This window comes from Verrucomicrobiia bacterium (assembly GCA_019634625.1).
Classification (GTDB): Bacteria; Verrucomicrobiota; Verrucomicrobiia; order Limisphaerales; family CAIMTB01; genus CAIMTB01.
Genome location: JAHCBA010000006.1, coordinates 16099 through 37448, shown reverse-complemented (window position 1 = coordinate 37448; position 21350 = coordinate 16099). Strand labels below are relative to the sequence as shown.

At 66.8% G+C, this 21350-nt stretch carries 19 protein-coding genes; 4 read left to right on the top strand and 15 right to left on the bottom strand.

Going from position 1 to position 21350, the window contains the following annotated elements; all coding sequences use genetic code 11:
* Positions 1-133: 133 nt before the first annotated feature.
* Positions 134-2314 carry a catalase/peroxidase HPI gene (gene katG / locus KF833_05205; GenBank protein ID MBX3744686.1) on the bottom strand — a complete coding sequence of 727 codons (2181 nt, stop codon included), beginning with the start codon at positions 2312-2314 and terminating at the stop codon, positions 134-136.
* Between the two features lie 201 nt (positions 2315-2515).
* Here katG and KF833_05200 point away from each other — a divergent pair, with 201 nt between their 5' ends.
* Both KF833_05200 and KF833_05195 read left to right on the top strand, forming a co-directional pair.
* On the top strand, positions 2516-3478 hold the full coding sequence (locus KF833_05200; protein ID MBX3744685.1) for a LysR family transcriptional regulator: 963 nt from the start codon (positions 2516-2518) through the stop codon (positions 3476-3478).
* Positions 3479-3766: 288 nt separating this feature from the next.
* Positions 3767-4066: a TMEM14 family protein gene (locus tag KF833_05195; GenBank protein MBX3744684.1), complete on the top strand. Its 300-nt coding sequence runs from the start codon at positions 3767-3769 to the stop codon at positions 4064-4066.
* On the opposite strand, the gene KF833_05190 is transcribed toward KF833_05195, so the two are convergent.
* Positions 4056-5333: an MFS transporter gene (locus KF833_05190; protein ID MBX3744683.1), complete on the bottom strand. Its 1278-nt coding sequence runs from the start codon at positions 5331-5333 to the stop codon at positions 4056-4058. The genes KF833_05195 and KF833_05190 overlap by 11 nt on opposite strands.
* 183 nt (positions 5334-5516) lie before the next feature.
* Between KF833_05190 and KF833_05185 the strand changes: the two genes are divergently transcribed.
* Positions 5517-6614 (top strand): Gfo/Idh/MocA family oxidoreductase, encoded by a 1098-nt coding sequence (locus KF833_05185; protein MBX3744682.1) that lies wholly within the window; start codon positions 5517-5519, stop codon positions 6612-6614.
* 18 nt (positions 6615-6632) lie between these two features.
* Here the strand turns inward: KF833_05185 and KF833_05180 are convergent, their stop codons facing one another.
* The 12 genes from KF833_05180 to KF833_05125 all read right to left on the bottom strand — a co-directional run bounded on the left by KF833_05180 (position 6633) and on the right by KF833_05125 (position 19615).
* Complete coding sequence (locus tag KF833_05180; protein ID MBX3744681.1) at positions 6633-7523, bottom strand: hypothetical protein; 891 nt, start codon at positions 7521-7523, stop codon at positions 6633-6635.
* 53 nt (positions 7524-7576) lie between these two features.
* Positions 7577-8098 (bottom strand): peroxiredoxin, encoded by a 522-nt coding sequence (locus KF833_05175; GenBank protein ID MBX3744680.1) that lies wholly within the window; start codon positions 8096-8098, stop codon positions 7577-7579.
* A 71-nt stretch (positions 8099-8169) separates the two neighbouring features.
* On the bottom strand, positions 8170-8532 hold the full coding sequence (gene queD / locus KF833_05170) for a 6-carboxytetrahydropterin synthase QueD (GenBank protein ID MBX3744679.1): 363 nt from the start codon (positions 8530-8532) through the stop codon (positions 8170-8172).
* A gap of 62 nt (positions 8533-8594) precedes the next feature.
* Positions 8595-9971, bottom strand: coding sequence for a hypothetical protein (locus KF833_05165; protein MBX3744678.1), 1377 nt, complete (start codon positions 9969-9971; stop codon positions 8595-8597).
* 273 nt (positions 9972-10244) lie between these two features.
* Positions 10245-11405: a hypothetical protein gene (locus KF833_05160; GenBank protein ID MBX3744677.1), complete on the bottom strand. Its 1161-nt coding sequence runs from the start codon at positions 11403-11405 to the stop codon at positions 10245-10247.
* Between the two features lie 66 nt (positions 11406-11471).
* Positions 11472-13973 carry an ATP-dependent Clp protease ATP-binding subunit gene (locus tag KF833_05155; GenBank protein ID MBX3744676.1) on the bottom strand — a complete coding sequence of 834 codons (2502 nt, stop codon included), beginning with the start codon at positions 13971-13973 and terminating at the stop codon, positions 11472-11474.
* Between the two features lie 11 nt (positions 13974-13984).
* Positions 13985-15130, bottom strand: a complete 1146-nt coding sequence (locus KF833_05150) for a protein arginine kinase (GenBank protein MBX3744675.1) — start codon at positions 15128-15130, stop codon at positions 13985-13987.
* Positions 15131-15133: 3 nt separating this feature from the next.
* A complete protein-coding gene (locus KF833_05145) occupies positions 15134-15646 on the bottom strand; it encodes a UvrB/UvrC motif-containing protein (protein ID MBX3744674.1) in 513 nt (170 codons plus the stop codon).
* Positions 15647-15793: 147 nt separating this feature from the next.
* On the bottom strand, positions 15794-16666 hold the full coding sequence (gene ilvE, locus KF833_05140) for a branched-chain-amino-acid transaminase (GenBank protein ID MBX3744673.1): 873 nt from the start codon (positions 16664-16666) through the stop codon (positions 15794-15796).
* A gap of 72 nt (positions 16667-16738) precedes the next feature.
* Positions 16739-17434: an ABC transporter ATP-binding protein gene (locus KF833_05135; protein MBX3744672.1), complete on the bottom strand. Its 696-nt coding sequence runs from the start codon at positions 17432-17434 to the stop codon at positions 16739-16741.
* Positions 17427-18707, bottom strand: a complete 1281-nt coding sequence (locus KF833_05130; GenBank protein MBX3744671.1) for an FtsX-like permease family protein — start codon at positions 18705-18707, stop codon at positions 17427-17429. Before KF833_05130 ends, KF833_05135 begins: the two co-directional genes overlap by 8 nt.
* A gap of 38 nt (positions 18708-18745) precedes the next feature.
* The gene (locus tag KF833_05125) at positions 18746-19615 is read right to left on the bottom strand and encodes an alpha/beta hydrolase (GenBank protein ID MBX3744670.1); all 870 of its coding nucleotides are present in this window, start codon (positions 19613-19615) and stop codon (positions 18746-18748) included.
* A 326-nt stretch (positions 19616-19941) separates the two neighbouring features.
* Here KF833_05125 and def point away from each other — a divergent pair, with 326 nt between their 5' ends.
* Positions 19942-20592, top strand: a complete 651-nt coding sequence (gene def / locus KF833_05120; protein MBX3744669.1) for a peptide deformylase — start codon at positions 19942-19944, stop codon at positions 20590-20592.
* A gap of 94 nt (positions 20593-20686) precedes the next feature.
* On the opposite strand, the gene KF833_05115 is transcribed toward def, so the two are convergent.
* Entirely contained in the window at positions 20687-21082 is a 396-nt protein-coding gene (locus KF833_05115) for a TMEM14 family protein (GenBank protein ID MBX3744668.1), read from the bottom strand.
* Between the last annotated feature and the right edge of the window lie 268 nt (positions 21083-21350).

Genomic DNA, 21350 nt, shown 5'->3' with positions numbered 1-21350 from the left:
CCGACGGAGTGCGCGCCCAAGGGGACGCACGCTGCTCCCGAGAATGGCCAGACACAAAGGCCCTCCCGGCGTTTGGGCGCCGGGAGGGCCGGTCGATGGGCGGGGTGACTGCCAGCCACCCTTGGGAACGGGTTCAACCCCGCTTGAGATCGAAGCGGTCGAGGTTCATGACCTTGGTCCAGGCCGCGACGAAATCGGCCACGAACTTTGCCCGGCCGTCGTCGCTGGCATAGACCTCGGCGATGGCGCGGAGCTGGGAATTGGATCCGAACACCAGATCCACCGAGGTGGCGGTCCACTTCAACTCGCCGGTCCTGCGATCCCGTCCCTCGTAGAAATGCTCGCACTGCGGCGAGACCTTCCACTCGGTGTCCATGCTGAGGAGGTGCACGAAGAAGTCGTTGCTGAGGGCGCCGCGATTCCGGGTGAGCACACCGAGATCGGGATGGGCGACGGTGGTTCCGAGGACGCGCATGCCGCCGATCAGGACGGTCATTTCGGGTGCGGTGAGGGTGAGCAACTGGGCGCGGTCCACGAGCGTTTCGGGACCGGGCCGGTCGAGTTCCCGGCCGAGGTAATTGCGGAAGCCGTCCTGTTTCGGCTCGAGCACGGCGAACGATTCGGCATCGGTCATGTCCTGGGTGGCATCGGTGCGGCCGGGGGTGAAGGGGACCTGGATGTCGTGACCGGCCTTTTTGGCGGCGGCTTCCACGGCGGCGCAGCCTCCGAGGACGATGAGGTCGGCGAGGGAGACCTTCCTGCGGGACTGGGCGTTGTTGAACTCCTTCTGGATGGACTCCAGGGCGGCCAGCACGGTGGCGAGCTGATCGGGCTGGTTCACCTCCCAATCCTTCTGCGGGGCCAGCCGGATGCGGGCACCGTTGGCGCCGCCGCGCTTGTCGCTGCCACGGAAGGTGGAGGCGGAGGCCCAGGCGGTGGACACGAGCTGCGGAATCGACAGGCCGGAGTTGAGGATGCGCGTCTTGAGCCGGGCGATGTCCTGCTGGCTGATCCGTTCATGATCCACCGGGGGAACCGGATCCTGCCAGAGCTGCGATTCCCGGGGCACCTCGGGCCCCAGATACCGGGCAATGGGACCCATGTCGCGGTGGGTGAGCTTGAACCAGGCCCTGGCGAAGGCGATTTCGAATTCCCGCGGGTTCTCGAGGAACCGCCGGGCGATCTTTTCGTAGGCGGGATCCATCCTCAGGGCGAGGTCCGTCGTAAACATGATCGGCGCGTGGCTCTTCGATTTGTCATGGGCATCCGGCACGGTTCCCTGACCGGCGCCATCGGCGGGAATCCACTGGTGGGCGCCGGCGGGGCTGCGGGTGAGTTCCCAGGTGTAGGCGAAGAGATTGGCGAGGAACATGTGCGACCACCGGTTGGGGGCGCTGGTCCAGGCGCCTTCGAGGCCGCTGGTGATGGTGTCCTGGGCGTTGCCCCGGCCATGCCGGTTCCTCCAGCCGAATCCCTGTTCCTCGATCGGGGCGGCCTCGGGTTCGGGTCCGATGTTGTCGGCGCTGGCAGCCCCGTGGGCCTTGCCGAAGGTGTGACCGCCGGCGATGAGGGCGACCGTCTCCTCGTCGTTCATGGCCATGCGGGCGAAGGTCTCGCGGATGTCCCGGGCGGCGGCCAGCGGGTCGGGATTGCCGTTCGGACCCTCGGGATTGACGTAAATCAGGCCCATCTGGACGGCGGCGAGGGGCTTCTCCAACTGACGGTCGCCCTTGTAGCGCATGTCGCCGAGCCACTCGCTTTCCGGTCCCCAGTAGATGTCCTCCTGGGGTTCCCAGACGTCCTCGCGTCCGCCGGCGAACCCGAGGGTTTTGAAGCCCATGGACTCGAGGGCGACGTTGCCGGTAAGCACCATCAGGTCGGCCCAGGAGATCCGGCTTCCGTACTTCTGCTTGATGGGCCAAAGCAGGCGGCGCGCCCGGTCGAGGTTGGCGTTGTCGGGCCAGCTGTTGAGCGGGGCGAACCGCTGCGTGCCGTAGCCCGCGCCGCCGCGGCCGTCACTGACGCGATAGGTTCCCGCGCTGTGCCAGGCCATGCGGATGAAGAGCGGACCGTAGTGACCGTAATCAGCCGGCCACCAGTCCTGGGAGGATGTCATCAGCTCCCTGAGGTCCTTCTTCAAGGCGTCGTAATCGAGCTTGCTGAACTCCTCGGCGTAGTTGAAGCCGCCGCCCATCGGATTGCCCTTGAGGGAGTTCTGATGGAGGGGTTTGAGGTTCAACTGGTTCGGCCACCAGTCGCTGTTGGAGCTGGCCCCGGCCACGGTGTGCCGGGTCGGGGGTGCCTGCTGGCCCATCACGGGACAGGTGGCCGGTTCCTGGCGGTCCGCGGCGGGAGCGGACATCAGGGGCAGCAGCAGTGCGGCGATCAGCGCCGGTCGCGGGGTTGGAATCATGGGAGGATGTCGTTCGATGGAGGGAGGTCGTGTCATGAGGTTTCGGGGCCTGAACTACGGTTATCGCAGAAAACCGGACGATGCATCCAATGCATTCGAGGTATGCTTGCGATACACGGACCGCATAGCCAGGCTGAGGTCGTGAGGAACGACCTGAGTCTTCATCTGCTCGAGCAGTTCGTGGCCCTGGCGCGGACGAGGAACTTCACGCGTGCGGCGGAGGAGCTGCATCTCTCCCAGCCGGCGTTGAGCCGTGCCATTCAGAAGATGGAGGAGCAACTGGGTCAGCCGTTGTTTGAGCGGAAGCCGAGGGAAGTGGTGCTCACGGAACTGGGGGAAAGGCTGCTGGATCGCGCGAGGGAGATCCTGCAGTTCATGGAGGACACCTTCGCCGAGCTGTCGGAGGCGGGCCACCGGGCCCGGATCCGGCTTGGGGCGATTCCGACCATCGCTCCCTATTTCCTGCCGCGGCTGTTGAGGAGCTTTGCCGGGAAGCACCCGGACGTCCTGACGGTGGTCCAGGAGGACACGACGGACAACCTGGTCAAGCGGTGCGTTCGTGGCGAAATCGACATGGCCATCCTGGCGTTGCCTGTGGCGGCCGGGGGATTGGAGGTCGAGCCGGTGTTTGAGGAAGAACTGCTCCTGGTCCTGCCGGCCGGGCATCCGTTGTCCGCGACGAAGACCGTGGCGATTGGTGCGTTGGAGGGCCTCCCCTTCGTGACCCTCAACGAGGTGCATTGCCTGTCGGAGAACATCGCGTCCTTTTGCCGGAGGGAGTCCGTGCAGCCCGTGACCGTGGAGCGCACGAGCCAGCTGGCCACGATCCAGGAACTGGTCGCCCTGGGCCACGGAGTCTCGATCGTCCCGGAAATGGCGCGGGGCCTCGATGCGAGTGACCAGCGCGTGTATCGATCGTTCCGGGGTGAGAAGCCGAACCGGACGGTGGCGATGGTCTGGAATGGGCAGCGATTCCAGAGCCAGGCGGTGAAGGCGCTGATGGAGCATCTGCGGGAGCGGCCGTCCCGTTCCGCCGCACGGGCGACCGTCCCCGGGCGGGGTTGAATCCGATGGGCGGGACGGTCCGCCGTGCATCCCGGAGTTGTGGGTAAAGGCGCGAATTCCGCCAAGCGGCGCTTCGGAGGGCCGGGTTCCACGAGGCCGCAACGGTGTGGAGCGTTGGGTTGAGGACTCGCGGAGCTCGTCCCTCCAATTCGCTGGCCCGTTACCGACCCCATCGGGGCTGGAAATTCCGGACTTGGAGGATGTTTCCCGGTGAATCAGCCTAGCGGCTCGCCGACGTGCCGCCCTGAAGGGATGGGAGGCGGGTTGGCGCCGACCCAAAAACGACTCATGAAACCCGAAGTCATCCTCTGGATCTACCTGGTCGTCCTTGTTGCCGGGGGCGTGTACGGATATGTGAAGGCCAGGAGCATGGTGTCGCTGGTCACCTCGCTGGTGTCAGGGGCACTGCTGGCCGCGGCGGCGTTGGGCTTGCTGGGCTGGGCGCACGCGGGCGATCTGATTCTGGCGATCCTGGTGGTGGTTTTCGCGATCCGTTACCAGAAGACCCGCAAGTTCATGCCGGCGGGGATGCTGACCCTGCTGACCATCGCCGCGCTGGTCCTGAGGGTCATGATGTTCATGGGTTAGGGCGCCCGGACCGCCGCGGATCGAGGAGGAGGCAGAGGAAGGCGGAGATCTGGGCGAGGACGGCGAGGCAGGGGAAGGCGAGGGAATAGCCGCCGATGTCCAGCAACCGCCCGAACTGGGCGCCGGCCATGACTGCGGCAAGATACCCCGCGCCATCCACGAGCCCGGCCACGGTGGCAACGTAGCCACGGCCGCGGATTTCCAGGGCGAGAACTCCGGCGAGCAGGCTGTAGGGTCCGTAGGTCAGGAAACCGACCAGGCCGACGGCCACGGTGGCGGCGACAAGCCCCTCGCGGGCCAGGGCGGGAAGGGCCCAGAGCAGGACGGCCAGCAGGGTGAGGATGACGAACAGCAGGGCCTTCCGCTGCCCCCAGGTGGTGCGCCCGAAGACCCAGCCGAGGAGGAGGATGCCGACCGCCCCGCAGGCATCGAACGGGGTCGAGAGAAAGGCCGCGATCCGATTCGAGACTTCGGGCCCCCCTTCGGTCCGGAAGAAGTCCACGGTCCAGGTGTTGAACGTCTCGCGCAGCAGGGTGAGCGTGAAGCTGAGGGCGCAGACCACCCAGAAGCGCCGGATGCGGAAGAGTTCGGTCACCTGACTCCATTGGAAGCCGGGTCCGTCCTCGCGGGTGGGGGTGGCGGGATCGGTCCTGGCACGGGGACGGGGGAGGGCGAGCCAGCAGGCGACGAGGATGGCGAAGAGGACGATCGAGGGCCCGCCCATCACCCAGCGCCAGTCGTTGCCGGAGACGCCGGCGATCCAGCCGGCGAGCAGGGTGGCGCAGACGCCCCCGAAGACGAAGCCGAGGGACAGCACGGCCATGGCGAAGGCGTGCCAGCGGGGCGGGAACCAGTCGGGAACCAGCTTCACCATGGCCCCCCAGCCCGCCGAACCGGCCAGCCGGTTGAGGCTGTAGAAAAGGGTCAGCATGCCGAGCGACGGGGCGAGGCCGCCGGCCGCACCAAAGAGGGCGACGAAGAGCAGGCTGGCGAGAAAACAGACCCGGCCGCCCCAGCGGTCGATGACCACGCCGAAGCCGAATTTACCGATGACATAGGCGATGGTGCTGAGGCTGGCGATCTGACCGATCTGCTCCTTGGAAGCGTTGAAGGCCTCCCCGAGCATGGGGATGGCCACGGAGAAGTTCTTCCGGCACAGGTACACCCCGATGTACCCGATGACCAGTACGGCGAGATAGACGGCGCTGCGGCGGGAGGCCGGGACGATTCCCGGGCCGGGGGGAGGCTGGGCGGTTGGGTTGGACATGGGGCGGATCGGCGACCCCTGGGGGTGTGGCGCCCGGCCACCCGGTTTCCGCACGGGCCGCGGGATCGTTGGCCAGTCACGTCTCGAGAGCAAGGCGGCAAGGTGTCGGATGCGTGAAGATCCCAGGACGGAAGGCTGGGGTGGGGCTGGTCAAGGGGGGCGGGGCGGAGGTTGAATGGGGTCATGGAATGGCGGATTGCACCGGAATTGCCGGGGCGGACGGATTGGAGGATCGGGATGGTGGGGGCGGGTTTCATCGCCTCGGAATGCCATCTTGTGGCGTACGGGAAGGCGGGACTGCGTCCGGTGGCGCTGGCCGCCCGCGACGCCACGAGAGCCGCGGAGGTGGCCCAAAGGCACGGGATACCGCGGATCTGTTCGTCGGTGGCGGAACTGCTGGAGGATGGAGGGATCGAAGTGCTCGACCTGGCGGTGCCCCCCGCGGCGCAGGTGCCGTTGATCCTGGAGGCGTGCCGTCGCCGGACGGTACGAGGGATCCTGGCGCAGAAACCGCTCGGGGTGGATTACGCGCAGGCGGTGGAAGCGGTCCGGGCCTGCGAGGAGGCGGGCATCGTTCTGGGGGTGAATCAGAACATGCGCTACGACCCGAGCGTCCGGGCGGCGGCGACGTTGATCCGAAACGGGCATCTCGGTGAGCCAATCCTGGCCAGCATCGACATGCGGGCGATTCCCCACTGGATGCCGTGGCAGAAGGATCTGGGCTGGGTGACGCTGCGGATCATGTCGATCCATCACCTCGACTGTTTCCGGTACTGGTTCGGGGATCCGGAACGGATCTACTGCAGTGTGCGGACGGATCCCCGGACGTCGTTTCCGCACACGGACGGCATCGCGACCTACATCCTCGAGTATGCGTCCGGGCTTCGCTGCATCGGCATTGACGACACCTGGACCGGGCCGGCCCGGGAGGGGTGCCCGGCGGACCTGCGGATCGAATGGCGGGTGGAAGGGACGGAAGGGCTGGCGATCGGGGACATCGGGTGGTGCCGGGATCCGTACACGACGCCAAGCCGGATGCGCTGGGCGGTCCGCGGGGATGCTGCCTTCAACGAGCCGAAGTGGAAGACATCGTGGTTCCCGGACGCCTTTCTTGGCACCATGGCTCAACTGCTGGTGGCGTTGGAGCGCGGGGAGGAACCGGAGATTGGAGGCCGCGACAATCTTCGGACGATGGCGTTGGTGGAGGCGGCGTACCGGAGTGCCCGGGAGCACCGGGCGATCTCCTTGTCGGAGATCGGGTCCGTTCCGGGCGGGGATTGATCGGGAGCGATCCCCGGGCTACGGGGTCGGCGGAGGTTCGCCCTGCGGAGACGGGACCGGGAGTCCGGGGATCGGGGGAAGAGGAATTCCCAGGGAATCGGCGACCTGTCGCTGGCGGATCAGCACATCGTATTGCTGCTCGACGGGGATGGCGGGACCGGCGGGGGCATTGACGACCGGGGCATTCGGATCGGTGCGCACCGGCCGGGCGGGGAGGTTGGCGGTGCCGCCGCTGAAGTTTGCACCGCCGGCCTGCGTGTTGTAGTCGGTGCCGGCGGTCATGGCATCGGGTCCGCTGGCCCGATTGGGGTTGCGGGAGAAGATGAGGGGCTCGGACGAGACGCCGGAGCTGGCGGCGGTGCCGGGGGGATTTGCGGGGCGGGCTGAGGTCACGGCTTGCCGGGCGGCCTGGGCGGCGGGTCGGGCGGCCGGGGTGGGGGCGGAAGTGACACCGTTCTCCTTGAGATTGAGGGTGGTTTCGATGCCGCCATTGAGGACTCGAACGGTCTGCTGCTTCAGGTCGATTTCCCGGACTTCGAGGCCGCTGCGATGGCGGACGCTGCGCCCGCGCAACGGATCGTCACTCAGGGCGGGATACTCGAACTGGCCGGGGCGGTCGGTATCCGGAACGACCAGGTAGGCGTAGCGGACGCCCCCGATCTCGGCGAGTCCGGCGATCTTCACGTCGATCTTGGGGACTTCGGGGACGGGTGGCGGAGGCTCGGGGGGTGGGGGTGGCGGGACCGGTTCCCTGAGTCGGAACGCGTTGCGGGCGACGATGGCGCGATAAGGGTTGTTGTCGGTGCCGGGAGTGGGGCTGTCCGGGAAATCCTGCGCCGGGGCGGGCTGGGGGATCAAGGCGAGGCAGACCAGGCCGGCGAGAGTGGTCGCTATTGTGGGCGTTCGCACGGGAGTATGAACAAGGCTGAGGCGGTCAAGTTGCGCTCGCGTCGGCTGGGAGGTCAGCGACCGAGTCCGAGTTTCTGGACCTGCGCGGCCACGGCTTTGCCATGGCTGGAGGGCTGCACGGACTGATCGATGTGGGCGATCCGCCCATCTTTGCCGATGTAGAAGGTCCAGCGGGAGGCGAGGCCGCTGGCGGCGTTGAGCACCCCGTAGGCGGTGGCGGCGGTCTTGGTGGGATCGCTCAGGATCGGGTAGTCGAGGTCGAGCGACTCGGCAAACTTGCGGTTGGTGGCGACGTCGTCGGTGGACGCGGCGAACAGGGCGACGGAACCGCGGGTGATCTCAGCGCTGACCTCCCGGAGGGAACGGCATTCGGCGGTGCATCCGCCGGTGAAGGCCTTGGGGAACCAGGCAATGACGACCCCTTGCTTGCCTCGGAAGTCGCTGAGGCGATAGGACTTGCCATCGCTGGCCTGCAGCGTGAAGTCCGGGGCCGGATCGCCCACTTTGGGCGCGGCGCCGGCGGTCAGGGAGAGGAGGAGGAAGCCCAGGGCGAGGGTGGATAGGCGCAGAGTCATGGCAATAGGCGGTTTGGTCCGCACGGACCCGTGGACAACGAGGAGAGTTATGAGCCGAACAGGTGGCAGGTTCAAGGTCCCCGGTAGATGCAGCGGGCGGTGCAGGTTTCAGCAACGGCGACTTCGACGAGGGCCGGGAGGTGCGGCTTCAATTCCCGCCAGATCCAGATGGCGATGTTCTCGCTGGTGGGGTTTTCGAGGCCGGGGATCTCGTTGAGGTAGCGGTGATCGAGGCGTTCCCAGAGGGGACGGAAGGCGGCCTTGATGTCGGCGTAGTCCATCACCCAGCCGAGGTGGGGATGACAGGGGCCGCTGACGGCGACTTCGCAGACAAAGCTGTGCCCGTGGAGGCGGCGGCATTTGTGATCGGCAGGCAGGTGGGGGAGGAGGTGGGCTGCCTCGAACTGGAAGGACTTGCGGAGTTCAATGGTCATGCGAGCGGAGCGGTACGGGACGGGATGCCGGGACGCCAGGGAGTGTCCGGGGCGGGGCGGGTTCAGGGGTCGAGGGGCCGTTCATGGGTGGTCCAGGTGACGAGATCGCCCAGGACCGGGCGACCATCGTGACGCCAGGTCAGGGGCGGGTCCTGCATGGTCCCAAGCGGACAGATCCGGGTGATGCCCCAGTCGGCGAAGCTCCGGGCAAGTTCCTCGATGCGGACGCCGTTGGCGGCAAGACCGACGGTGGACCACTGACCGCGGATCATTTCGGCCTGGTGCAGGCATTCTTCAAGGGTGTCGACGGCCTTGACGAGGATGAACCTGTGCAGGCAGGAGGGTTGAAACCGGGCATCGGCTTCGTAGATCACCGTCCAGGCCGTGGAATCCTTGCTGCTCCAGCAGCGGGTGTGGTCTCCGGAGGCGGCGCGGATGCGGTAATAGTCGCGTCGCTGGGCAATGGCGGCGGAAGTGGCCGGATCGAGGGGGCCGCGGGGCAAACGCTGTTCCAGGCGGTCCAGCGCTCCGGCCAGTTCGGCGGCGAAATCCTCGGGAGGGATCAGGCCGCCGGTTTCGACATAGAGCACCTGGGGGGACAGGCAGCCGAGCTGGTCCCAGGCCGCCACATCGCGGGCCGCGGATTCGAGGGTGGCGGGGAGTTCGGCAGGGTTCAGGGATTCCCGGGCGATGTAGCCGGCGCTGACGCGGTGCCCGTGGGCAAGGAAACGGACCCGGGACGGGAGGGCGTGCCGGATGGCCTCGATCGTCTCGTCCGAGCCCGAGGCGACGGCGCAATCAATTTCCTGGAGGAGTTCGGATTCCGCGGGAAGTCCGCGTCCCCCCGGCCATTCGGCGATCTCGAGGCAGGCGGCGAGCTTGGGTTCCAGTTCGCGGAGGGAATGGGCGAAGAGGCGTGGGAGCAGGGAGGAGCGGGAGGCGCACTTCACGAACTGGGCGGAGCGCACGAGAAGTCCATGAAGGATGGCGGTGAAGACGGGGGTGGGCAGGATGCCCGCGGTGATGTGCAGGAGGAGTTCGGGTCCGCGGACGCGGGCGGAAATGGCGGCGATGTGCTCGGCGTCGTTGGCGACCAGCCGATCGAGGCGCTGGGGATGAGCGAACTCCTGCAGTACGAGGTTCTGGAGAGCGCGGGGGGTCCAGCGGCGGAAGTACCGCTGGAGTCCATCCGCCAGGAGTTCGCGGGAAAACCCGGTGGCGGCCGGGCCCTGCTCCAGGGCCAGGGCCATCCATGGCGAATGCGGGGCCGTCCACAGACGGCCGACTTCGACCAGGGCCTGGATGATGGCGTCGGTGCTCCGGGGCAGGAGAAAGCGTTCCCGATTGCGCTTGAGCGTCTGGCAGGCCTCGGTGACGAGGCCGGTGGCAAGCGGATGCTCGGGTGGCAGATCGGCCAGGAAATAATTGGGCAACTGCACGGGCCCATCCTGTCGGACAGGGTTCGGCCGGGCAACCGGCGTGCTCCCGTGGCCGTCGTGCATCCCGAAGTTGTGGGGAGAGGTGCGAATTTCGCGAAGCGTCGTCTCGGAGGGCCGAGTTCCACGAGGCCGCAGCGGAGTGGTGCCATGGATGGAGGACTCGCGGAGCTCGTCCCTCCGATCCGCTGCCTCCCCACCCACAACTCCGGCATGCACCGCCGCAGCCGAGCCGAGGCGACGGGCGGAGGCCGAATCGGGCATGCTCCGTCTGCGCTACCGATTCCCGCGGGGGGGCGGAACGGGAGCGGGTTGGACCATGAGGGAGCAGCCTCGAGGGGGTGCCGCCGGGGCGCGGCCCGCCAGGCGGAAGCCGTCCGCGGTTCGGACGGCAAGGTCGTCGGTCTGGATGGCCATGACCGACCAGACGTTGGCGAGGTCCCAGATGCGCAGGCGGCCGATTTCGCCGGGCGCGACTTCCCGGCCGTGCTCGGGGGAGATGACGCGAATCCGGACCCAGGGAGGAAAGCGCAGCGACCGTTGGTTGGGGGGAGGACCGGGATCGGGTTGGCCTGGTTCCGGAACCGCGTGGTCGTAGGCCTGGGAGCTGAGTTCGCTCATGCCGTACTCGCTGACGATGTGGCTGGGTGGGATCCCGGTAAGTTCTGAAATGGCCTGGTGAAGAGCTGCCTTGTCCAGAACCCGCGAGCGGCCCTTGTACCCGCCCGTCTCCATGACGCGCGAGCCGGGCGGCAACGAGGGCGGGACGCCGCGGGGCGGACCGGCTTCAAGCCAATGGACGAAGTGGAATGCGGTTCCCAGGACCAGGACCGGGTTGGCAGAGGCGTCGTACTCCCGGAGGGCGTCGTGACAGCGGGAGGGGTCCAGTTCCCACGACCCATCGGAGGCCAGCGTCCCGAGAAAACGGGTGGGACCAGCGCGATGCTCAGGCGCCACGCGGGCGATCATGTGCACGAGCGACGAATGGGGCGCCTGATCCGGAGACGGCGTGAGGGAAAGGAAATGGAAGCGCTGACGGGAGGGGAGAGGTGCCGCCAGCCCGCCCATCAGATGGGGTGTGAACCAGGCTGTTGCGGCGGCTTCGTAGAGGGAGAGCGAGTCCGCGTGATGATAATGGCGGCTGGATTCCTGGCGGGTGGTGCCGCTGGAGAGGAACCAGTGTGTGCGGTCGGCTTCCGGAAGAGACGTCATGGCCATCTCCTTGAAGGCCACCGTGGGGACGGCGGGGATGGCGTCCCAGGACGGGACATGATCGGGCTGGACACCGTCGGCGAGGCAAAGGCGGCGGTAGGCGGGGTTGCGATCGAACTGAAGCCGGAACAGGCCGAGGGCCATGGCCTCGAAGTCGAGGCTTGCCGGGACCGATTGAAGGTGAGGAAGGAGAGCCTGGGCGAAGGCTTTGATCGACCCGGGCATGGGTGTGACGGGCGGGGATTTCCGCGCCGGGCCCGGGGACCGCGGCCGGGTGAGGGGTGGGGTGGATCAGACGGTGCCGGCCTCGGCCGGGAGGGCGCCGCTGGCCGAGGCGCCCTGGCGGAACACCAGTTTGTCGCCCTCGACACTGACCTCGATGGGTTCGTTGTCGTGGAGGGTGCCCTTGAGGACCTCTTCGGCGAGGGGATCTTCGAGGTAACGTTCGACGGCGCGGCGCATCGGGCGGGCGCCATAGGCGGGGTCGTAGCCTTTGGTGACCAGGAAGTCCCGGGCGCCGGCGTCGAGGACCAGGTTGAGATTCCGGCGCTGCACGCGTTCGATCACCTTGGCGACTTCCAGGTCGAGGATCTTGACCAGGTCCTCCTTGGAGAGGGGATGGAAGACGATGACGTCATCGAGGCGGTTGAGGAACTCGGGGCGGAAGACGCGTTTGGACTCCTCCTGGAGGCGTTCGCGCATCTTGTCGTACCTGGCGTCGGCGTTGTCGGAAACCGAGCCGAAGCCGAGGACGTTGTTCTTGCGGATGGTATCGGCGCCGACGTTGGAGGTCAGGAGGATGATGGTGTTGCGGAAATCCACCTGGCGTCCCTGGGAATCGGTGAGTTTCCCCTCCTCGAGGATCTGGAGGAGCATGTTGGAGACGTCGGGGTGGGCCTTTTCGAGTTCGTCGAAGAGGACCACGCAGTAGGGTTTGCGGCGGACGGCCTCGGTGAGCTGGCCACCCTCTTCGTAGCCCACGTAGCCCGGGGGGGAACCGACCAGGCGGGAGACGCTGAACTTCTCCATGTACTCGGACATGTCGAGCTGCACGAGGGCCTTGGGATCGCCGAACATGTGTTCGGCGAGGGCCTTGGCGAGGAGCGTCTTTCCGACCCCGGTGGGGCCGAGGAGCATGAAGGTGCCGATGGGGCGGCGCGGGTCCTTGAGATCGGCCCGGGAACGGCGCAGAGCCCGGCTGAGGGCGGAGACGGCCTCCTGCTGACCGATGACCATGCGGCCGACCACCTGTTCCATGTCGAGGAGCTTCTGCGCTTCGCTCTGTTCCATGCGGCGAAGGGGGATGCCGGTCCACTTGGCGACCACCTGGACGACTTCCTCCTCATCGACCTTGACGCGCTTTTCCTCGCGGTTGGTCTTCCAGGCGTTGAGGACGCCCTCGAGGCGTTCCTTGGCCTGCTTTTCCTTGTCGCGCATGGCGGCCGCGCCCTCGAAGTCCTGTTCCTTGATGGCCTTTTCCTTGCGCGTCTTGATCGACTCGATGTCGGCTTCGAGGTCTTTGACCTCGGGCGGGCGGGTCATGGCACCGATGCGGGCGCGGGCGCCGGCTTCGTCCATGACATCGATGGCCTTGTCGGGGAGGAACCGCCCGGTGATGTAGCGGTCGGAGAGCTTGACGGCGGCCTCGACGGCGGCGTCGGTGATTTCGGCCTTGTGATGGTCCTCGTACTTGGGGCGGAGGCCTTTGAGGATCTGGACGGCTTCGTCGGGGGTGGGAGCCTCGACCTTGACCGTCTGGAAGCGGCGTTCGAGGGCGGCGTCCTTCTCGATGTACTTGCGGTACTCGTTGAGGGTGGTGGCGCCGATGCACTGCATCTCGCCGCGGCTGAGGGCGGGCTTGATGATGTTCGAGGCGTCCATGGTGCCCTCGGCCGATCCGGCCCCGACAATGGTGTGCAACTCGTCGATGAAGAGGAGGATGTTCTTGGCGCGGCGGATTTCGTCCATCACGGCCTTGATGCGCTCCTCGAACTGGCCGCGGTATTTGGTGCCGGCGACCATGAGGGCCATGTCGAGGGTGATGACGCGTTTTTCGCGGAGGATTTCGGGGACGTTACCGCGGGCGATCTCCTGGGCGAGACCTTCGACAATGGCGGTCTTGCCGACCCCGGCCTCGCCGAGGAGGACGGGATTGTTCTTGGTGCGGCGGCAGAGGATCTGGATGACCCGTTCGATTTCGGAGGTACGGCCGATGACGGGATCCATTTCGCCTTTGCGGGCGATTTCGGTGAGGTCACGTCCGAAGGCCTTGAGGGCGGGGGTCTTGACCTCGCCCTTCTTGTCGGGCTTTTCCGGGCCACCCTCGGCGGCGGGGGCGCCCTCCTCCTGATTGGCGAAGTTGGGGTCGAGTTCCTTGAGGATTTCCTGCCGTGTCTGTTCGATATCGACGTCGAGGCTCTTGAGGACACGGGCGGCGACGCCATCGCCCTCGCGCAGGAGGCCGAGGAGGATGTGTTCGGTGCCGACGTAGGTATGGTTGAGGGCCTTGGCTTCCTTGGCGGCGAGGGAGAGGACCTTCTTGACGCGGGGCGTGTAGGGGATGTTGCCGACGACCTTCTGGTCGGGGCCGGTACCGACCTGCTTTTCGACTTCGAGGCGGACGGTGTCGAGGTCGAGCCCCATTTTCTGAAGCACGTTCACGGCGACGCCCTGACCCAGCTTGATGAGACCGAGCAGGAGATGCTCGGTGCCCACGAAGTTGTGGTTGAAGCGGTCGGCCTCCTTGCGCGCCAGCGCCAGCACCTGCTGGGCACGGGGCGTGAAATTGTTCATGGCCTCGTCACTCATAAAGCATCGTTTGCCGGGGGGGGTTCCGGAGGGGGTGTAATGTCACCGGCTTCCGGCGGCGTCAACTGGGCGGTCACCGGGCGTGGCGTCTCGGCCAGCCGGTCGCGGAGGAGATCGGCCCGCCGGATATCGCGTTCGTCGGCGGCGAGCTTGCCGGCCTGGGCCCGCTGGAGGTGGGCCGGCTGGGTGACCAGGAGGAGTTCGTCGAAGAGGGCCCTGGGGACCGTGGGGAACATCTTGAAGTCGTGGGCCAGGCGCACCAGGGACAGGAGGTTCATGGCCTCCTTGGACGAGATGCTATGGGCATTGGCAAGGATGCCGAAGGCGCGGCCGACATGGTTGAAGAGGACCTTGGGTTTCTCCTCGAGGAGCTTCTGCCGGGCATTGAGCTCGTGCTCGATCATCTGGTGGACGACCTTGCTGAGGCGTTCGACGATCTCGAGTTCGGATTCGCCGAGGGTCATCTGGTTGGAGACCTGGAAGATGTTGCCGAGGGCCTCGGTGCCTTCGCCGTAGAGGCCGCGGACCGCGAGCCCCAGCTTGTTGACGGACTGGACGATGGAATTGATGAGTTCGGTCAGGACCAATCCGGGCAGGTGCAGCATGGCACTGACGCGGATGCCTGTGCCGACGTTGGTGGGGCAGGCGGTGAGGAAGCCAAGATCGGGGGAGAAGGCGTAGGGGAGGCGGGCCTCGAGGGCACTGTCCATTTCATCGACCGCCTGCCAGGCCTCGCGGAGCTGGAGGCCGGGGCGGAGCGACTGCATCCGCAGGTGGTCCTCCTCATTGATCATGACGCTGAGGGACTCGAGGCGGTCGAGGACGAGACCGCTGCCACCGCTCTTGGCGGCGTGTTCGCGGCTGATGAGGTGGCGTTCGACGAGGATCTGCTTGTCCATGGAGGACAGGCTGTCCATGGAATCGGCGAAGCCGCTGGTCATCACCGGCACCTGCTCGACGGCGCTGCGGATAATGTCGAGGGAGCGGACGCGTTCGGATTTCTTGGCCCAACCGGGGAAGGCGAAGCCCTGGATATTGCGGGCGAGCCGGACCCGGGACGAGAGGACAATCTGGTCCATCGGCCCGGTCTTGCGGACGGTATCGGCCGGGAGGCTGAGGAAGGAATGGAGGTCGTTGGACATGGATCACGGCGCCTGGGCGGCGGGCTGCTTGAGGGCGCGGATCTGATCGCGCAACTGGGCGGCCTCCTCGAAATTTTCCATTTGGATCGCTTTTTCGAGGCGCCGGTTGAGTTGCCGGAGGAGGTCGGCGGGATCGCGCTTGGGCCGGTGGGTTTGGGGAACTTTGCCGATGTGGCGGAGGCCCTTGTGCATCGTCTTGAGCATGCCGGGCAGTCCTTCGGCGAACGTGGTGTAGCACTGCGGGCAGCCGAAGCGGCCGGACTTCTTGAAATCCGCCTGGGAAAGGCCGCACCCGGGACAGGAGAGTTCGCCGGCCTTGGGGGTGGGGCGGTTTTCGCCGCCGTCCTGGGCCGCCCCGAGGCCGAGCAGGAGATCGGCGAGGGAAAAACCGGCTGGATCGGTGACGCCCTTGGCCTTGGAGCAGGCCTCGCACAGATCCACCTTCTGCATCTTGTCATCGACAATCTGTGTCAGATGCACCTTCGCTTCGTTCTTCTGGCAGATGCTGCAGAGCATGGATGGGTGGGCGGGAAGGACACGATCGAGGGTCCCCGCCCGCCGGGAGGAGATTCCCGCCCGGATCGCGAATCGGCAACATCCATTCCGCGAGACCGGCAGGGACGGCGCGCGCGGAAGGAAGGCCCGTCGGGTCGGACATGTCCTCTAGCCGTATATCGGTTCCCCGGTGGAGTTCGTCAAGGAGTGGTAGGCACGGACGAGGTCCCGGGTGACCGGGCCGGGCCGGCCTTCGCCGATGGAACGTCCGTCCACCTTGATCACCGGCACCACCTCGGCGCCGGTGCCGGTGAGGAAGCATTCGTCGGCATTGTACACGTCGTACCGGGTCAGGTTGGGTTCGGAGACCGTGAGTCCGGCGGCCTGGGCGAGGTCCATGACGGTGGCGCGGGTGATGCCGTAGAGGGCGCCGGCGGACAGGGGCGGGGTCATGAGGTGGCGACCCTTGACGAGGAACAGGTTGTCCCCGGTGCATTCGGCCACGTAGCCCTCGGCATTGAGCATGATGGCCTCCTCGCAGCCGGCCTGGTTGGCCTCGATCTTGGCGAGGATGTTATTGAGGTAATTGAGCGACTTGATGGCCGGGTTGAGGGCGCTGTGAAGGTTGCGGACGGTGGGGACGGTGACGATTTCGAGGCCGCGCTCGTAGTATTCGGCGGGGTAGAGCTGGATCTTGCCCGCGATGATGATCACGGAAGGGGCGGAGCACGTGTTGGGATTGAGGCCCAGGGTGCCGCGGCCACGGGTCACCAGCAGGCGGATGTAACCATTGCGGAGTCGGTTGCGGCGGCAGGTCTCGACGGTGGCCCGGCACAGGTCGGCATGGGAGAGGGGCAGGTTGAGAAGGATGGCCTTGGCCGAGTAGGCGAGCCGTTCGATGTGCTCCTTCAGCTTGAAGACCCGGCCGCTGTACACGCGAATCCCTTCGAACACGCCATCCCCGTAGAGCAGCCCGTGATCGAAGACCGAGATCTTCGCGCTCTTTTCATCGTAGTACCGGCCGTCGATGTAGATCTTCATCCGTGCCCCGTCACGCTAGGGCACCGTTTGGAGCCAAGGCAAGGACGGGGAGGTGGACGGAGGAAGGGGAGGTCAGGGGGGAGGGGCGAGGGTGCCGTCGGTGAGTTCGAGGACACGGGGGGCGCGGGCGGCGACGCCGGGATCGTGGGTGACCAGGACCAGGGTCATTCCGTACTCGGACTGGAGGGATTCCAGGAGGTGCAGGATTTCCGATCCGCTACGGGAGTCGAGATTGCCGGTGGGTTCGTCGGCGAGGACCAGTTGGGGGCGGTTGATGAGGGCGCGGGCGATGGCGACGCGTTGCTGTTCGCCGCCGGACAGTTCGGCGGGTCGATGGTCGAGACGATGTTCGAGACCGACACGCGAAAGCATCTTGCGGGCGCGGTGCAGGGTTTCCGCGGCAGGCTGACGGGCCATGCGGGCCGGGAGGCTGACGTTCTCGAGGGCATCGAGTTCGGGCAGGAGATGGTAGGCTTGAAAGACGAAGCCGACCTGGGCATTGCGGAAGGCGGCGAGACGGGCGGGTGGCCATCGATCGACCGCCTCGTTCCGGAACAGGATCGTGCCGGCGTCGGGGCGGTCGAGTCCACCGAGGAGATGGAGCAGGGTGCTCTTGCCGGAACCGGACGCCCCGCGGAGGGCCAGGAACTCGCCGGACTGCACTTCGAGGGAGACGCCGCGGAGGACATCGACGTGGCGACGGCCCATGCGGTAGGACTTTCGGATGTCCCGGGCGGCAAGCAGGGGGGCGCAGGGCGGGCTACTCATGGCGAAGGGCTTCGACCGGTTGGAGACGGCCGGCATTCCAGGCGGGGAGCACGCCGGCGAGCACACAGATGACGAGGGCGCTGCCGCAGATCAGCAGGAGATCGGAGGACACGAGACGGGCGGGCAGGGCGCCGAAGCCGTAGATGCTGGCCGGGAACAGTTCGAGGCCGGTCGAGCGGCGCATCAACTCGAGGAATTCGTTGCGGTACCGGACCGCGAGGAGGCCGAGGGTGCAGCCGGAGGCGACGCCGATGACGCCGACGAACAGGCTCTGGCTCAGGAAGAGCCAGGAGACCTGGGCGCGGGTGCAGCCGAGGGCCTTGAGGACGCCGATCTCGCGGGTTTTCTGGACGACGAAGGTGATGAGGGTGCTGGTGATGCCGAAGGCGGCGACGATCATCACGAAGAAGAGGACGATGAACATCACCTTCTTCTCGACGGCAACCGCCTCGAGGATTTCGCCCTTCTCCTCCATCCAGGTGGTCACGTGGTAGGCCTGCCCCAGGGTGGCGGCGAGGTCGCGGCGGACAACATCGGCAGTCAGGGGGTCCCGCAACATGGCCGTAACCCCGTGGACGGAGTCCTCGAGGTTGTAGAGGTCCTGGGCATCCCAGAGGGAAGCAATGACGTACGCGATGTTGTACTCGTAGTAGCCGGCGTCGAAGACGCCCCGGACCACGAATTCGAGAGGTGCGAAGATCTCGTCACTCTGGCCGTCCGGGCTGCGGCGGGCCTGGGACCACATGCGTTGGGCGACGCTGGGGGGGAGGATGTTGACGCGGTCGCCCGGGAAGGCGTCGAGCTGGCGGGCGAGTTCGTAGCCGAGGAGAATGCCATTGCCCCTGAGGTCGTTGGTGCCGAACCGGATGTTGTCGAGGAGCGGGTTGGCGTCGCGACCCAGCCTGGGATCGACGCCGCGGACGATCGGGGTGAGGACAATCGAGCCGCCTTCGGCCGGCCGCTCGAGCAGGACGGGGCCTTCGACCCAGGGTGCCGCACGGACCACGGCGGGATGGGCGGCGACGACATCGAGGACGGCCTCGTAGTTGTTGAGGTTGGCACCGGCGCGGCGGACGGTCAGGTGGGGGTTGAAGCCGAGCAGACGCTCGCGCAGTTGCTCGCCGAATCCGGTCATGACGGCGATGACCACGATCAGCACGGTGACACCGAGCGTGACGCCGATGATGGCGATGAGGGTGATGACCGAAACGAAGGTGCGCTTGGGGCGGAGGTACCGCAGCGCCAGCATCAGTTCGAACGGGAGGCGCAGCACGCGAGGAGATGGGGTGAAGTTTTGGAGCGGAGTGGGAATCAGGGGCGGGCGGCGAATCCGCGTTCCGCGAGCCAGGCGGCGAGCGCGACGGTCCAGGGGTGGCCTCCGGCCAGGCCGATGCCGTGGCGTCCCTTTTCGAAGAGGTGCAGTTCGAAGGGCACGCCAGCGGCGCGCAGCGCCTGGGCGAACACAAGGCTGTTCTCCAGAGGCACCGGTTGGTCCTCGACGGTATGCCAGAGGAAGGTGGGCGGGGTGTGGGGTGTCACCTGACGTTCATTCGAGAGGGCGTCGATGAGGTCAGGACCGGGATTCTCACCGAGCAGATTGCGGCGCGAACCGGCATGCGTGAACTGGCCCATGGTAATGACCGGGTAGCAGAGGATGCCCAGGTCCGGCCGGGAACTTTGGCGCTCGACCGGGTCCGGATCGTCGGGTCGGCCGTTGTCGAAGCGGGTCAGAAGCGTGGAGGCGAGGTGCCCGCCGGCGGAGGAACCCATGATGCCGACCCGCGCCGGATCCAGCCCCAAGGTGGCGGCATGAGCCCGCACCCAGCGGACTGCGCGGCCGGCATCCTGGAGCATCACCGGGTGGCGATACCCGTGGGAGCCGAGGCGGTACTTCAGCACAAAGGCCGCGATGCCCCGTTCGTTGAGCCACAGGGCGTAGTCATGACCTTCGTGGGAGGCCAGCCCGCCGTAGCCGCCACCGGGACAGACCACGACAGCGGCGCCGGTGGCGGCCGGGGGCCGGGCGGGGTAGTGGGTGAGGGTGGGACGGTCGGTCTCGTTCGTTCCCAGGGCCCCGGGGGCGGCGCCGGGCCAGAGGACAACGGCCTTGGCAGGGGCGGCCAGGGCGGCGTCCGTTCCGAGGCCCAGGAGGCAGGCGGCCAACCACGGCAGAAGCTTCATGCGCATGAGGAGGGAAACCCTACGGGCGGCGTCGGGGCCAACAAGCGCCAAAACGATGGGGAGCGATGGGTTGTGGACTCGCAGAGCTCGTCCCTCCGAATTTAGGCTGAGGGGTGAATTCGGAGGGCCGGGTTCCACGAGGCCGCAACGGTGTGGAGCATGGGGTTGAGGACTCGCAGAGCTCGTCCCTCCGATTTGCTGCCTCCTCACCTGCAACTCCGGGAGGCACCGCCCTCGATGCGGGACACCACAACGGGCGCTTGCCTCCGGGGTGCCGGCGGGGAGAGATTGGGCTGGAGGGAACGGGAAACGTCCCTCGGGCAGGCATGATTCTACCGATTGTTCAGTACGGGCACCCGGCGTTGCGGCAGAAGGGCGAGTCGATCGAGCGGATCACTCCGGAGGTGCGCCAACTGGTCACCGACATGCTCGACACGATGTATGACGCCCATGGAATCGGGTTGGCGGCGCATCAGGTGGGGCACGCGGTGCGCCTGACGGTTCTCGACGTGCGCGGGCTGAAGGACCGGCCATCGACGCTGGAGATCGACGGGAGGGCGGCAGACATTGAGGAGCGGATGCCGATGGTGCTGATCAACCCGGAGTTGACGCTGGTGGGCGACACGGTGAATGGGCCGGAGGGCTGCCTGAGCTTCCCGGAAATCTACGCGGACATTCCGCGCGCCGCGAGGATTGATGTGCACGCCCTGGGGGCCGACGGGCGACCGGTTGCATTCCGGTGCGGCGGACTGCTGGCCCGGGCGATCCAGCATGAGGTGGATCATCTCAACGGCGTGCTTTTCATCGATCGGATGAGCCGGGAGACCAAGGCCGAGTTGAAGGAAACCCTGGCCGGGTTGATGGAGGAGACCAAGGCGTCCTTGAAGGCAGACCCCACCCCGGCGCCCGCCGCAAAGGGCCGGAGAGCCGCCTCGGAAAAGAACTCCGGCAAGCCGGCATCGAAGAGTCTCCGCTGATCCGGCGAGGGGCCCAGGCCAAGACCCCTCGTCGCAGGGCCCCTTCCAGTTCTCAGACAGGCTCTAAGGTCGGGCACGCCGGTCATCCGCCGGGTTACACGTGGGGGGTCTCTGCGGCCACAGGGGTGCGAATACCGGCACCGCGAACCAGCACCGGCAGCAGGCACAGGGAGGCGGCAAGCATGCTGGAGATGAGGCAGGCCGCGAACAGCTTGCCGTCTTCGCCAGCCGCCACCGCCTGCCAACTGGCGAGGGTGCGCCACGCAAACACCAGGGTGAGCAGCCCCGTGGTCACCAGGGCGCCCATCCACGCCCAGCGCCGCTCCTGCGTGGCGAACCATCCCCAGAGGATCGACAGGGTGCCGGCCGTGCCGCCGGACATGAGGGCGGTTTTCGCCTTCTCGGGATTGGAGAGGTAGCCGGCCAGGCCGGCCAGAATGAGGAACCCGCCGTAGGCGAGGATCCATTTTGCGGAAGCGGATCGTTTCATGACGGCGGCGACCCTACGAGGGATCTGGCGCGGATCAATCGCACGACGCATCCATGGGCCGTACATCCCGGAGTCGTGGGTCGAGGCACGAACTTCGCGAAGCATCGCCTCGGAGGGCCGAGTTCCACGAGGCCGCAACGGTGTGCAGCGTTGGGATGAGGACTCGCGGAGCTCGTCCCTCCGATTTGCTGCCTCCTCACCGACAATTTGGGGATGCACCAGTCCATGGGAGCCTCGGAGCCCGACCACAGTCCCACGGATCAACCGA

Coding starts and splice junctions, on each gene's coding strand:
- KF833_05200 (MBX3744685.1), top strand. CDS start 2,516: ATGCTTGCGATACACGGACCGCATAGCCAGGCTGAGGTCGTGAGGAAC.
- KF833_05190 (MBX3744683.1), bottom strand. CDS start 5,333: ATGTCCAACCCAACCGCCCAGCCTCCCCCCGGCCCGGGAATCGTCCCG.
- KF833_05115 (MBX3744668.1), bottom strand. CDS start 21,082: ATGAAACGATCCGCTTCCGCAAAATGGATCCTCGCCTACGGCGGGTTC.
- KF833_05150 (MBX3744675.1), bottom strand. CDS start 15,130: ATGTCCAACGACCTCCATTCCTTCCTCAGCCTCCCGGCCGATACCGTC.
- KF833_05195 (MBX3744684.1), top strand. CDS start 3,767: ATGAAACCCGAAGTCATCCTCTGGATCTACCTGGTCGTCCTTGTTGCC.
- KF833_05160 (MBX3744677.1), bottom strand. CDS start 11,405: ATGCCCGGGTCGATCAAAGCCTTCGCCCAGGCTCTCCTTCCTCACCTT.
- KF833_05185 (MBX3744682.1), top strand. CDS start 5,517: ATGGAATGGCGGATTGCACCGGAATTGCCGGGGCGGACGGATTGGAGG.
- KF833_05155 (MBX3744676.1), bottom strand. CDS start 13,973: ATGAACAATTTCACGCCCCGTGCCCAGCAGGTGCTGGCGCTGGCGCGC.
- katG (MBX3744686.1), bottom strand. CDS start 2,314: ATGGGCCAGCAGGCACCCCCGACCCGGCACACCGTGGCCGGGGCCAGC.
- KF833_05145 (MBX3744674.1), bottom strand. CDS start 15,646: ATGCTCTGCAGCATCTGCCAGAAGAACGAAGCGAAGGTGCATCTGACA.
- def (MBX3744669.1), top strand. CDS start 19,942: ATGATTCTACCGATTGTTCAGTACGGGCACCCGGCGTTGCGGCAGAAG.
- ilvE (MBX3744673.1), bottom strand. CDS start 16,666: ATGAAGATCTACATCGACGGCCGGTACTACGATGAAAAGAGCGCGAAG.
- queD (MBX3744679.1), bottom strand. CDS start 8,532: ATGACCATTGAACTCCGCAAGTCCTTCCAGTTCGAGGCAGCCCACCTC.
- KF833_05125 (MBX3744670.1), bottom strand. CDS start 19,615: ATGAAGCTTCTGCCGTGGTTGGCCGCCTGCCTCCTGGGCCTCGGAACG.
- KF833_05175 (MBX3744680.1), bottom strand. CDS start 8,098: ATGACTCTGCGCCTATCCACCCTCGCCCTGGGCTTCCTCCTCCTCTCC.
- KF833_05135 (MBX3744672.1), bottom strand. CDS start 17,434: ATGAGTAGCCCGCCCTGCGCCCCCCTGCTTGCCGCCCGGGACATCCGA.